This window comes from Butyrivibrio sp. NC2007, from assembly GCF_000421405.1.
GTDB lineage: Bacteria > Bacillota > Clostridia > Lachnospirales > Lachnospiraceae > Butyrivibrio.
The window spans coordinates 114025-127869 of record NZ_ATWY01000002.1; the positions used below are offsets into that span (position 1 = coordinate 114025).

Here is a 13845-nt window from a genome sequence, read left to right on the forward strand (position 1 = left end):
TCAAATTACATATTTCCTTGTTCAGCCTTCACAGATGTCATATAATTCCTCAAATTTGTCCAGATTGTAATCAGCCCTTCCGCTGGCTGTTGCCGTTCCTATCGCAGCAACGTCCATTCCGGCTGCATGAGCTGCTGTAACTCCTGCATCAGCATCCTCTACCACAAGGCAATCAGATGGGCTTTCCGATAAAAGCTCTGCTGCCTTTAAGAATACCTCAGGGTCGGGTTTGGACCTTGTTATCATTGTTCCGTCAGATACCGCATCAAAGGCATCTGTAAGCTCAGTCCTCTCAAGGATATATGCGGTATTTTTGCTGGATGAGCCGATAGCAAGCTTGTAGCCTGCATCACGTAGCTTCTTAAGTGTTTCTCTTACTTCTTTTGCCACATCGACCCTTGTCATTTCGCCAAGGCTCTTTCTGTAAATATCGTTCTTTTCCTCCAGGTACTCTTTTTTCTGTTCCGGAGAAATAGGATCGCCCTGGTACTTCTCAAGGATGATGTTAAGACTCTCCTCGCGGCTTACTCCGCGCAGCCTGTCGTTGTCCTTTTCGGTAAACTCTATTCCCAGCTTATCCGCAAGCTTTTTCCAGGCCAGATAGTGATATTTATCAGTAAAGACCAGCACTCCGTCAAGATCAAATATTACTGCTTTATATTGCATTTTTCGCCTCCGGTAAGCTTATATGTTTCTGCTGCATGGACAAATTCCACTTCCTTACCACTAAGAAGCTCAACTGTCACTTCGTTTTCACCCACTGTGACCTTAATAAGGTTTCCTCTGTACTTAAACTTAAAGGAATATCCCTTAAGTCCCTTTGGAAGGAACGGGTTGATGGAAAGACCGTCTTCACCTATCCTTACTCCTCCAAAGCCATAGATAAATGCCATGTAGGAGCCGCCCATATTTGCTGTATGTACGCCGTCAGAGCTGTTTCCGTGAAGATTTAAAAGGTCAAGCTTGGCAGAATCTCCAAGGTATGAAACAGCCTCGTCGTGCAGTCCAAGACGCGAAGCCTGCATTGAGAATACGCAGGTTGAGAGGGATGAATCGTGAGTCGTTATCTTCTCGTAGTACCTAAAGCTCTTTTCCTGAGTGATGGCATCTGCGCTATCAGGGAAAAGAAAATGTGCCAGAACCGTATCTGCCTGCTTGCAGACCTGGTATCTGTAAAGGTGCAGCGGATGGTAATGAAGAAGGAGAGGGAACTCTTCCTTAGGAGTATTTGCAATATCCCATACAGGTTTCTGAAGGAACGAATCATCCTGAGGGTTTATTCCAAGCTCCTCATCGTAAGGAAGATAGATGTTCTCTGCAGCCCTTGTAATCTCCCTGATCTCTATATCAGTAAGGCAGAGCCTCTGCTTAAGAGATATGATCTCGGGAGTGTTTGCAAACATCTCAAGGAACCTGACCATCCATTTCATGCCGTGGGCAGCTGCACAGTTGGTGTAGAAGTTGTTGTCCACCATGCAGGTATACTCGTCAGGTCCGGTCACTTCATTTATCACAAAGCGCCCTTTTCTGTCGTAGTTTCCTGTATCAAGCCAAAGTCGGGCTATCTCTATCATGATCTCTGCGCCTTCCTTCAGGATGAATTTCTCATCTCCTGTTGCAAGGAAGTACTGAACAATGGCGTAGGATACGGCGCCGTTGATATGATAAGCTGCTGTTCCGCTGGGGAAGTATCCCGAGCACTCTTCACCTGTAATGGTGCGCCATGGATATAAAGCGCCTTTTTTATGTCCGAGAAGAGCAGCATTTTCTCTGGCTTTCTGAAGTGTCCTGTATCTAAAATGAAGTATATTTTTTGCAAGTGTTTCATCAGTCAGTGTAAAGAAAGGAAGCGCATACATCTCTGTATCCCAGAAATAATGGCCCTCATAGCCTTCTCCTGTAAGGCCCTTGGCAGCCATGCTGTAGCCGGGCATTCTCGGAGCTGAGCAGAACAGCTGATACATGTTAAAGCTCATGGCAAGATCAAGGTCGTTATCACCTATGATCTCCATTCCTGACTGATCCCAGAATTCCTTAAGGATTTCTGTCTGTCTATTGTATAAGTGCGAAAGGCCGCTCCCATCAGTCTTAACTTCCTCCAGAGCATCCTGAAGGACCGCTAAAGCGTCTTTTCCCGGATCTTCACTCTTCAACGAATCGGAAAAAGTCGAGAACTTTACGAGGCGTATTTCCTGTCCCTCTGAAATATGCGCCTTAACATAGGTGCATACCCGCCTATCATCGGTATTGTCATACACATCGATAAAATCGTCCTCTCCTATCAGGATGTTGGAAGTGGCAGATGCAATACTGATGTCACTGACACCGGTACTGCTCACACAAAGTGTGGAGTTGTCAATGGCCTGCGCACAATTGACCGTAAGATATGAGGGACTTTCTGCAGCAAGTCTCGGATCTGTCGGATCCGAGTAGTTCTTAACATCCCCAATGTGCCAGGAATCAAAAACTATCTCGCCGTCAAAGTCCATGGATTTAACGCTGTACTCAATGGTAAAGAGCTGAGGAATCGCAAGATGTGTCATCCTCTTTGTAACGATCTTTACCGTGTTTCCAAGCGGGCTCTTCCAAAGAACCTCCCTGGAAGTATATCCTTCGTCCATGTTGAGGATTCTCTTGTTAGAGATGAGTTCTCCCGTTCCCATATCGAAGCGCTCTCCGCAGATATACAGATCGATTGACTGTGTGTCTGCAACGTTGAGCATGGTCTGCTTCTTCTCAATAAGATTGCAGAGGCTCTCAGCCTGCTTCATTGGAATGATCTCATAAACTCCTGCAAGATACATTCCTCGCATGGTCGAAAAGTCAGCGGGCACACCTTCTTCAAGTGTGCCCCTAACTCCAATGTACCCATTGGCATTTGAAAACAATGTTTCGTTTAATCTAAGTGTTTTGTTGTCGTAGTTCTCGTCTCGTATAATGACACGATTACTGTTGTGCATAATATGCCTCTACTGCTTTCTGAAGTGTATCTACAAACTGATCTGTATCCTTGATTGAACCCTTAGCAAAATCCTGGAAGATTACGGAAGAAACGTTCTGTGCAAGACCTGCCTTCCATCCCTGCCAGTGCCATGCAGATGTCTTGCCTGCTGCTGTGTAATCAGCGATTGTCTTAGCATAAGGATCTGCAGGTGCATACTGTGATGATACGAAAGGTGATACGCATCCGCACTTCTCAGCAAGGATCTGCTGTCCGCCGTCGTTCTGTGAGCACCACTGAATGAATGCCTTAGCTGCGTCTACGTTGCCGTCCTTGTAAAGTCCCCACCAGTTAGGTGAATTGGTCTGAATTGTATCCTGGCCCTCGATGAATGCATAAGGAATCATGCCTACTTCGAAGTTGCCTGCTGCTGCGTACTGATCAGCATAAGTTGTTGTCATTGATGCGCCGATCCATGATCCCTGTGATACGAATGCGTACTTGCCGCTTGCAAAGCCAAGAACCTGATCGTCATATGATCCTGAAATTCCCTGAGGATCTGTGTACTCGTTAAAGAGCTCTACCATCTCTGCGAAAGCCTTGATACGCTCAGGATCAAGCTTACCGCCGTCGTTGATAAGATCAAGGTAAGTTGTATCATTTCTTGCAAGACCGGAATCAAGATATGTTCCGAAGAGATGCTGTCCTGCTGTCCACCAGAGGTTAGCTGACTCTGTGTAGTAACCGATAACTGCTGTAAGTCCAAGCTCATCCTTCATTGAATCGATCTTCTCGAAAGCTGCTCTCATGCTCTCAGGACCTGTGATTGAAGCGGGATCGATGCCTGCCTTGTCAAGAATTGACTTGTTGTATGAAAGGCCGATAGCCTCTGTTGTTGTAGGGAAGCCGTAAACGTGTCCATCAGGTCCAACGTACTCAGCCTCTGTATCGCTTGTCCAAGCCTCGTCTGAAAGATCTGCAAGAAGATCCTTCCATGTCTCATAGTGTGTGTCACCCTCGAATACGAAGATGTCAGGCATATCGCCGGCCTGGTAGTAGTTCTTAAGAATAGCCTGTGTATCCTGTCCGCCACCGATTGTATCGATGGAAACTGTAACACCTGTCTGTTCCTTGTAAGTATCTGCAAGAATTGCAAGACCTTCCTGGATCTCTGCCTTGTTGTTGACCAGCTTGATGGTTGTTCCTTCTGCGCTGTCTGTTGCAGCAGGAGCCTCAGTCTCTGCTGTAGCTGCAGGTGCTTCAGCTGCTGTCTGATCAGTTGTAGCTGCAGGTGCTTCTGTTGTACCTGTTGTTCCACATCCTGTCAGTGCAAATGTGAGTGTGGTTGTTGCTGCCAGTAGCAGTGTCAGTGCTTTCTTTTTCATGTTATCCTCCTTTTTATATGAACCATATTGAGTTCGCTCTTGATACCTATATGCTAAGCTATTTACCGAAAAACGTGCAATATCGCTTGTTTTTTTTGGTTGTTTGACACAAAAAAAGACCTTCCACATGTCATTTTCACACATGAAAGGCCTCCTAATTTACTAAAGAATAATTAATTTTACTAAAATAACTGCGGATTTTACTAAAATTTAGTAAAATATCAGTTTTACTTATGACTTTTGGCTGCTGTTCTTCTCCATTTTACCCTGGCTCCGATCCTGTAAGTGTCAAAATCTCCTGTTCCGTCCAGAATATTTAAAAGAGCCTGTCCAGCCAAAAATCCTCTCTCGTAATCCGGCACACTCACCGTAGTAAGCCCTAAATATCTTGAGATAATGATGTCATCAAATCCGCACACCGATATATCCTCAGGCACTCTTATTCCGTTCTCCTGAAAGTGCCTTATTGCACCGATGGCCATCATGTCGTTGGCACACACCAAAACCTCAGGCATTCTGTCCCTTAGCATGATAAGCCTTGCTGCCTGAGTTCCGCTCTTTTCTCTCCAGTCCCCCTCATAGAGATCATTCCTGTGAAAAGAGATATCGTTTTCCCTGAGCACGTCCCTAAGAGCCGTGTACCTCTCCTTATTGTCGGCAGTATCCTGCCCCGAGAGATAGGCAAAAGACTTAAAGCCTGCATCCACAAGCTTTTGCATGAGCTGCCTCTCACCCTCGTAGTTACTTACGATCATAGGTTTTATCATCGGGTGCTTGAGCTCACGGTCCAAAGTTATAACAGGCATTCCCTTATCAGCCACAGCAAGGACCTGAGAATCCAGTATCTGTGAGCTTAGGATAATACATCCGCAAACCTCATCAGGATCGGAATAGTGAGCCAGATCATCACCGTTACAGATAAGGATGTGATATCCCTGTCTGCTGACGTAATCGCTTATCCCATGCAGTATATCCAGGTAAAAGAGTGTGTCGAAGTCGCTAAAGCTGACGATGATGGTGCGTCTCTTACCGTCTATACCACTTTGCTCTTTATGGCTGTAGCCCAGCTCCTGAGCGATAGAGAGTACCTTTTCACGGGTCTTTGCCCCGACGTTCTTCTTTTTATTTAGAACGTTTGATACCGTGGTTATGGAAACACCGGCTCTTTCTGCTATCTCCTTAATACCTGCCATAGTTTTATCCCCTAAATACCTTCTATTACACTACCTTGTGTATCCACTTGCCTCTAAGAAATCTTACTGTAAATATTATACCCCTAATACCCCAGTCACTGAACATACCAATCCAAACTCCCATAGGTCCCATGTGCGCCACTCTTATGAGGTAGGTTGCAAGAGTAACCCTGCAAAGCCACATGGTTAAGGTTGATATGAGCATTGAAAACTTCACATCACCTGCTGCTCTAAGGCTGTACGCCGTGATAAATGACGGTGACCACAGAATCGGCTTAACGATAGTTATCCATCCCAGCATGTAGAGGCAAAGAGCCGCGCTCTCTTTTTCCATTCCTGCAAGGGTTGTTACAGGTCTTGCTATCGCATAGGTGAAAAGACAGCTGACCGTGATTGCAACATATCCCCAGCCTATCATCTTCTTGGTGTAGTAGATGGCCTCGTCCTTTCTTCCGGCGCCAAGGCACTGACCTATCACGGTCATAAGACCAATTCCGACGCCACAACCTGCGACACCGTTTACATTCTCAAAGATATTGGCCATGGCCTGAGCTGCTATGGCTGTTGTACCAAGGAGTGAAACTGATGACTGAATGGCCAGTTTACCAAACTGAAACATGGAGTTCTCGATTCCGTTGGGAATACCCATGGAAAGGATCCTCTTGATCTTGTCAAAGTCAGGTCTTATCTTGTGATAGCTGATCACTCTGATCTCCTGGTTCTTCCTTCCAAGGAGAATAAGAAGTACTGCTGCGGAAAAGAGCCTTGAGATGAGCGTAGCAAGTGCTGCACCAAAAACTCCCATGTGAAATACAAAGATAAAGAGTGCATTTCCTGCCACATTTAGGATATTTGAAATTATGGCCACGTTCATTGGAAGCCTGGTATTTGACTGTGCTCTGAAAACTGCTGCTCCGGCAGCCGACATAGCTATTCCCGGATATGAAAGGATGCTCAGAAGAAAATACGTACTTGCTGCCTTCATAACATCGGCGTCTATGGTGCCGAATATCAAAGAAAGAAGGCTTCCTCTGAAGATAAGGCAGATAAGCATGATAAAGGCGGACAGAAAAGCTGACACAAGAAGAACCTGTGCAGCTGCGTCGTTAGCTCTTTTAATATCCCTCTGACCTATGTAGGTGGAACAGATGATGACTCCGCCGGTGGCCATGGCAGCAAAAGCCTGGACTACTAGGTTGTTAATAGAGTCAACCAGCGACACTCCCGAAAGCGCTGCTGCTCCGACGTTACTTACCATCATGGAGTCAGCCATACCCATCAGGGAGTTCAGGAATTGTTCAGCTATAATTGGAATCAGCAACAGGAGAAGTTTCCTGTTGCTGAAAATGTGTTTATCGTTCATATTACATTCTTTCGGGTGCGTCAAAACCTAACAGATCAATTCCTGTCTCAAGCACTTTCAGTGTTATGGAAAGAAGTGCAATATAGCTCTCCTTCTTGTTCTGATCAGGCTCTGAGAGGATCTTGGTTCCGTGATAAAAACTGTTGAAGCTGTTACTAAGTTCATAGATGTATGCGCAGATCCTGTTAGGAGCAAGGTCTCTTGCTGCGCTCTCTACAGCATCTGCAAATCTTGTAAGTCCAAGCATGAGATCCTTCATTGCAGGATTCTCAGGGTTATCAAGCTTTGCATCCTTGACGCTTCCGCCCTCTGCCTCATATTTCTTGAGGATGGACTTGATGCGGACGATGGTGTAAAGGATGTATGGGCCTGTATCTCCCTCGAAGGAAGTGAACTTATCAATATCAAAGATGTAGTCCTTGGATGGCTGGTTTGAAAGATCGCCATACTTAAGGGCTGAAAGAGCTACCTTCTTAGCAGTGCTTCTTGCTTCTGCTTCATCAATGTCAGGGTTGCTCTCCTTGATCCTGTTATACATCTTCTCGTTGATCTCCTGAACCAGACTCTCGAGGTGCATAACGCCGCCCTCTCTTGTCTTGAATGGCTTACCGTCAGGACCATTCATGGTTCCGTTACCAACGAATCTAAGGTCAGTCTCAGGCAGCGCCAGCTTAGTCTTTTTAGCTGCACGGAATACCTGCTCAAAGTGAAGTGACTGTCTCTTGTCTGTAAAGTAGTAAATAGCATCAGGGCGATACTCTTTCATACGCTCCTGGATTGTTGCAAGGTCTGTTGTTGCATAAAGAGCTGCTCCGTCTGACTTAAGGATCATGCAAGGAGGCATCTCTTTTGTATCGGATTCCTCAGCGACATCAACTACCAGCGCACCCTGGCTCTCGTGAGCATAGTCGTGCTGCTTCATATAGTCAACCATACCGGGGATAAGGTCATGTACGTCTGACTCTCCCTTCCAGAGATCAAAGTGGACATTGAGGCTGTCATAGTTCTTCTTAAGATCAGGTATGGATACGTTCATGATATGGTGCCAGATAGCTCTGTAAGCCTTATCTCCATCCTGCATGCGCTTTGTTGCCTCAAGGGCCTCAGCCTTATACTCAGCTGCTGCCTTCTTCTCTTCCTCTGATGCATCATCGGAAACCTTGGTCTTGCCACTTGCAACAGGGTAGATATCAGCCAGTTCCTGAATGGTAAAAGGAGGCTCTTTTGGGAAAGGACCTGTATGCTCAGGATCAAAGTATGGAAGCTCAGGGTGACGAGCCTTAAGCTCTGTGATGATAAGACCCATCTGAAGGCCCCAGTCTCCCATATGGATATCGCCGATAACGTTGTTTCCGGCGTACTTAAGTATTCTCTTTACTGCCTCACCGATGATGGCGGGACGAAGATGTCCTACGTGAAGAGGCTTAGCTACATTTGCTCCGCCGTAGTCAAGAATGATTGTAGGCGCATGTCCGGGCATTGTTACACCCATGTGCTTCTCATGAAGCATTCTTACAACATACTCTCTTACAAAATCACCGCTGACAGTGATATTTAAAAATCCGGGTTTAACAGAGTCAACCTTTTCAAACATTGCATTGCCCTGAAGTCTTGCAGCAACATCATCAGCAATGATAAAAGGTGCCTTTCCGTATTTCTTGGCACCAGCCATGGCGCCGTTGCACTGATACTCGCACAGGTCGGGTCTGTTGGATATGGTTACCTTTCCAAGCTCCCTCTCATAGCCTGCTGCCTCAAATGCATCTCCTACTTCCTTTGAAATCAGTTCAAGTACTTTCTCCAAAATTATTCCTTCTTTCCTTATAAATTATTCAAGTCCAAAATATTCCGACAGTGCAACCATCCATATTACCATGGACTGCTCGGTAAACAATCCGTATTCTCCTGCTGAAGAATACTGTGTCTTACCGTTATTTAAAGTAACTTCCTGTGTATTATAGTCGATCATCCACGTCTGTGTCTGACCGTTTACTTCCATCTCATAGTAGTATTTGTTGGGATTTTCGCTTGTAAAGCCGCCTTTGTTCATTACAGCTCCTGAGTCTCTAAACTCAGCTGCAACCAAAAGACAATACTTCATGACGGTCTCAAAAGTTTCATCATCCGGAACAAGAAGAGGATCGATCATATGAATTGAGATCAGCTTGTAGAGCATATCTCTGTTCATTGGGCGATTTCCGCCAAACACATCGCTGTCAACGTAATCGCAAAAGCCGCCCAGAGTCTTACCGTTCCAGATCACTGTGTCGTCGTTAACAGTTCCGTTTGGATCAATGAGAACCGCATCTTCATTGACGTAAACATCTGCATAACCATAGGTCACAGCGCTTTCATGAAGGTCTCCGAATATTTCTTCAATCGTCCCACCTGTGCTACCGGAACCAAATCCATCTGCTCCTGTTCCGGGGTCTGTATCGCCTTCAAGATAGTCTTCAAACTCGTCCTCAATAGCATCCAGATCGCCGTCTGTCAGATCTTCATAATAATCATAAGCATCATAATCATCCGGGTCGTCAATATAAGGAACATCTGCAAGTCCGTTATCGATCATATAGTTTCTGACTGCGTGATAAGCTCTGTAAGCCAATACGCCTCCGAGAACGGAAAGGCAAAGTATAACAGCCAGGATTATAACAACTATAAGCGCTGTCTTTTTCTTCTTGGGCTGAGCCTGAGACTGAACCGGTGGCACAAAGCCCTTTACGTTTACATCTGCTGCATTCACCGGAGTTCCGCACTTATTACAGAACTTCTGCCCGGGCTCTACAGGTGCCCCACAATTTGTACAAAACATCTTTTAGTTTCCTCTCTAATGGTTTTTCATTATATACTAGGTGCAGCGCTTTTTTCAAGCTCCCTCTGAGCCTTGGAAAAGCTGCATCCGCAGAAGTCCTGCCTGTATAGTCCATACTCTTTGGACAGTTCAATTGACCTCTTATAACCTTCCTTTTTCTTAAAGTCAGAGGGGAGGAACCTTGCGCCGATTTCTCTTGCTGCAATCTCCCCGACTTCATTTAATACATCCGCATTCTTAAGTGGGCTGATAGTCAGCGTTGTTGTGAAGAAATCAAAGCCTTTTTCCTTAGCGATCCTCGCCGTCTCGGAGAGTCTGAGTTCAAAGCACTTTCTGCACCTGTCGCCTCCCTCTTTGCAGTCCTCATATCCTCTTACTGCATCAAAAAAATCCGCAGGCTTGTACTCGCCCTCAATAATTTCTATCTTCCTGCCTTCTTTTTTGTTGTACTCACCAATAAGTCTTTTTTCTTCCTGCACCCTCTTGTGGTACTCGGCATCCTCAGTGATATTGGGATTGTAAAAAAAGACTGTGACATCGAAGTAGTTTCTCAAAAACTCAAGGCAGTAGGAAGAACACGGCGCGCAGCATGCATGAAGCAGCAGCTTTGGGTACTCGCCCTTCTTCTGAAAATCCTCTATATAAGCATCAAGCTCTTTTGAATAATTTCTCTTGTTCATAAACCCAGTTCATTTATAATCTCGCTGACTATTTCCTCAGGAGTTTTACCATCTGTTTCTATTATCAGATCCGCAGCTTCATCGTATACAGCACTGCGCCTATCTAAAAGCTCTTTTATCCTGGCAAGAGGATCTGCGCTCTGAAGAAGTGGCCTAGTGGTATCGCCTTTAACTCTCTCATAGATAGTCTCGGGACTTGCCTTTAAATAAACAACCTTTCCCGACTCCTTAAGAAGCTTTCTGTTCTCCTCACGAACCGGCATACCTCCTCCAAGGGAGATTACCATATCTCTTAAGTGGTCCTCAGCGATCATAGTAAGAAGTTCGGTCTCCATATCCCTGAAGGCCTCTTCTCCGTCTTCCTCAAAGATACTGCTGATACTGCGCCCTTCCGTCTGCTCTATGCAGGCATCGGTATCCATAAGCTCAAGAGAAAGCTTGTCTGATAAAAGCTCTGAAACAGTACTCTTACCGCTTCCCATAAAGCCCTCTAAGATGATGTTCCTTGCGCCTACAACCTCAAGAGACAATGACTTATAAACTTCATCAGCCATCTCCTTGGTGATCTTGACCCCAAGGTCTGCGTTCCACAGCTCATAGGCATCAATTCCCTGATAGAGGAGCATCTTAAGTCCTGAGAAGGTCTTAGCTCCCGCCTGCCTTGCGAGCTTTAAGAACTTGGTATCGAGTGGTTTGTAAACTACATCCAGAGCAGCGTGAACATGCTTATAGAACTCAGCATCCTCAATAACCGCACTGTTTACATCAGGGAAAAGACCTACCGACGTACACTGAATTGCAAAGAAGCTCTCTTCTCTAAGAAGCACTTCCTTGTAGTCTGCAATGTCCATAGCAACAACTCTGTCGTCCGAAAGCTCCTCGGCAATAGCCTCTGCCTTCTCCAAAGTGCGGTTCAGAATATAGACTTTTTTTGCACCCTTATTTACGCACAAATGAGCAGTTGGCCTTGCTACGCCACCTGCTCCTAAAATAACAACTGTTTCTCCGCTAAGCTCTATGCCCTCTTCCTGCATGGCACGGTAAAGCCCGGTCATATCGGTATTGTATCCGCGAAAGCCCTTAAGTGCCTCATCCCTTACAAGAGTATTTACGGCACCGATGTTCTCAGCAAGAGGATCCACGTACTTAAGATACTGGAGCACATCGCTCTTATAGGGAACCGTCACGTTAAGTCCCCTAAGTCCCAGTTCATAAGCTCCTCGTACTGCATATTTAAGCCCTGACTCTTCTACCTCGAAAGGTACATAGACAAGATTTACATCCAGCATATCGGAAAGGGTATTGTGGATAAGCGGAGATAATGTGTGCCTTACAGGGTTTCCGATTATTCCACATACATAGGTGTTGCCATCAGTATAGTTAAACATTTTTCTTTAACCTTATCCTTGTAATTACATCCATAACTACAGCAAAAACTACCAGGCAAATAGCCAGCATCTGTGATACAGGAAGTCCTGTTGTATGCATGATGAGCTGATCTGTTCTAAGACCTTCAATCCATGCTCTTCCGAGGCCATAGCCTCCAAGATACAAAAGAACTATCTCTCCGTCGAACTTCTTGTGCTTGCAATACAGGAAAAGAATAATCAGAAGGCCAATATTCCACATGCTCTCATAAAGGAATGTGGGGCTCACCTGAACGTAATTGGTGGCATCAGACATGTGTGCCTTCATCAGTTCTGTGATCTCTCCGCTTCTTACCATCTCTACAGGAAGTCTCATGGCAAAGAGTCCGTCGGTATATTCTCCAAAGGCCTCTCTGTTGGTAAAGTTCCCCCATCTTCCCATGATCTGTCCGAAAACAAGGCCAAACATCACTGTGTCTGCCATCAGGAGAAAGCTCTTTTTCTTGATCCTGGTGTAAATGAAGATTGTGGCAAAGCCCGCCAGGACTCCGCCGTAAATTGCAAGTCCGCCGTTTCTTATATTAAATACGCTGATCGGATTGTCCTTGTAATAATCCCAGGCAAAGAATACGTAATATATTCTTGCGCCGATTATTGAAAATATAATTACATATATAGCCATATCCCAGTAATCATCAGGGTTCTGGTCTGTCCACTTTGCAACTCTCGCAATTATCAAAAGAGCTAACAGAAAGCCAAGGCCTATGATGACACCGTAAAGTGCTATGGTAAATCCAAATATTGTAAAGTTCTTGGGAACATCTTTTAAATATAATCCGAGGTTCGGAAAAGCGATGTCCATTCTCCCCATTATGTCAGGCATAATATCCTCCCAAATCTATCAGACGTTGAATCTAAAGAGAATTACATCTCCGTCCTGAACAACGTACTCTTTTCCTTCCATACGTACAAGGCCCTTCTCCTTGGCTGCTGCAATTGAACCTTCTCTTAAAAGGTCCTCATAGTTGATTACCTCAGCCTTGATAAAGCCTCTCTCAAAATCGGTGTGGATCTTACCTGCTGCCTGAGGTGCCTTGGTTCCGATCTTGATGGTCCATGCTCTTGTCTCATCCTCACCTGAAGTAAGGAAGCTCATAAGTCCAAGGGTTTTGTAGCTTGCTGCGATAAGCTTATCAAGACCTGACTCAGATAGCCCCAGGCTCTCAAGGAATTCTGCCTTCTCATCCTCGTCAAGCTCAGAGATCTCAGCTTCGATCTGAGCGCTGATAACAAATACTTCGCTGCCTGACTTCGCTGCCAGTTCTCTTACTGCTGCAACATACTGGTTGGATGCTCCGTCATCAGCAAGGTCGTCATCCTTAACGTTAGCAGCGTAAATTACAGGCTTCCATGTAAGAAGGTCAAGGCTGTTTACAAATGCCTTATCCTCCTCATCGTCAAGCTCAAGCTCACTTGCCATCTTGTTATCTTCAAGGGTAGCCTTGATCTTCTCTAATATCTCAAGCTCTTTTGCTGCCGCCTTATCCATACGTGCAAGCTTGGCAACCTTGGCAATCCTTCTCTCAAGAACCTCAAGGTCTGCAAAAATAAGCTCAAGGTTGATTGTCTCAATATCTCTTGCAGGATCAACAGATCCGTCTACGTGTACAACATTAGGATCCTCAAAGCATCTTACAACGTGAACAATAGCATCTGTCTCACGGATGTTGGCAAGGAACTGGTTTCCAAGACCCTCACCCTTAGATGCGCCCTTAACAAGTCCTGCGATATCAACGAACTCGATGGTTGCAGGTGTAACCTTCTTGGAGTGGTAAAGATCTCCGAGGAGCTTCAGTCTCTTATCAGGTACTGCTACAACGCCCACATTGGGATCTATTGTCGCAAAGGGGTAGTTTGCTGCAAGTGCCCCTGCGTTTGTAAGTGAATTAAAAAGTGTGCTCTTTCCTACGTTAGGAAGTCCAACGATTCCGAGTTTCATGGTATATATCTCCTTTAAAACAATTATTTTCGTAAAAATAGCCCTAACACGGCGAATATATATTACCATGTCAGGACCATTTTGTAAAAAATAGGTTGGGGA

The 13845-nt window shown here is 45.3% G+C and carries 11 protein-coding genes; all 11 read right to left on the minus strand.

What is annotated here, in order from left to right:
- Window positions 1-21: 21 nt before the first annotated feature.
- The 11 genes from pgmB to ychF all read right to left on the minus strand — a co-directional run bounded on the left by pgmB (window position 22) and on the right by ychF (window position 13743).
- Window positions 22-666, minus strand: a complete 645-nt coding sequence (pgmB, locus tag G632_RS0102280) for a beta-phosphoglucomutase (protein ID WP_022767414.1) — start codon at window positions 664-666, stop codon at window positions 22-24.
- Window positions 648-2960, minus strand: coding sequence for a glycoside hydrolase family 65 protein (locus tag G632_RS18585; RefSeq protein WP_022767415.1), 2313 nt, complete (start codon window positions 2958-2960; stop codon window positions 648-650). The genes pgmB and G632_RS18585 overlap by 19 nt, the downstream gene beginning before the upstream one ends.
- Window positions 2947-4326, minus strand: a complete 1380-nt coding sequence (locus G632_RS0102290) for an ABC transporter substrate-binding protein (protein WP_022767416.1) — start codon at window positions 4324-4326, stop codon at window positions 2947-2949. The genes G632_RS18585 and G632_RS0102290 overlap by 14 nt, the downstream gene beginning before the upstream one ends.
- Before the next feature lie 227 nt (window positions 4327-4553).
- Entirely contained in the window at window positions 4554-5519 is a 966-nt protein-coding gene (locus G632_RS0102295) for a LacI family DNA-binding transcriptional regulator (protein ID WP_022767417.1), read from the minus strand.
- Between the two features lie 25 nt (window positions 5520-5544).
- On the minus strand, window positions 5545-6882 hold the full coding sequence (locus tag G632_RS0102300; RefSeq protein WP_022767418.1) for an MATE family efflux transporter: 1338 nt from the start codon (window positions 6880-6882) through the stop codon (window positions 5545-5547).
- A gap of 1 nt (window position 6883) precedes the next feature.
- Complete coding sequence (argS, locus tag G632_RS0102305) at window positions 6884-8686, minus strand: arginine--tRNA ligase (RefSeq protein ID WP_022767419.1); 1803 nt, start codon at window positions 8684-8686, stop codon at window positions 6884-6886.
- A gap of 24 nt (window positions 8687-8710) precedes the next feature.
- Window positions 8711-9697 (minus strand): zinc-ribbon domain-containing protein, encoded by a 987-nt coding sequence (locus tag G632_RS0102310; protein WP_022767420.1) that lies wholly within the window; start codon window positions 9695-9697, stop codon window positions 8711-8713.
- Window positions 9698-9726: 29 nt separating this feature from the next.
- On the minus strand, window positions 9727-10377 hold the full coding sequence (locus tag G632_RS0102315) for an epoxyqueuosine reductase QueH (protein ID WP_022767421.1): 651 nt from the start codon (window positions 10375-10377) through the stop codon (window positions 9727-9729).
- Complete coding sequence (gene aroE, locus G632_RS21640) at window positions 10374-11765, minus strand: shikimate dehydrogenase (RefSeq protein ID WP_022767422.1); 1392 nt, start codon at window positions 11763-11765, stop codon at window positions 10374-10376. Before aroE ends, G632_RS0102315 begins: the two co-directional genes overlap by 4 nt.
- Window positions 11758-12627, minus strand: a complete 870-nt coding sequence (gene lgt, locus G632_RS0102325; protein ID WP_022767423.1) for a prolipoprotein diacylglyceryl transferase — start codon at window positions 12625-12627, stop codon at window positions 11758-11760. Before lgt ends, aroE begins: the two co-directional genes overlap by 8 nt.
- An 18-nt stretch (window positions 12628-12645) precedes the next feature.
- On the minus strand, window positions 12646-13743 hold the full coding sequence (ychF, locus tag G632_RS0102330; protein WP_022767424.1) for a redox-regulated ATPase YchF: 1098 nt from the start codon (window positions 13741-13743) through the stop codon (window positions 12646-12648).
- Window positions 13744-13845 lie beyond the last annotated feature (102 nt).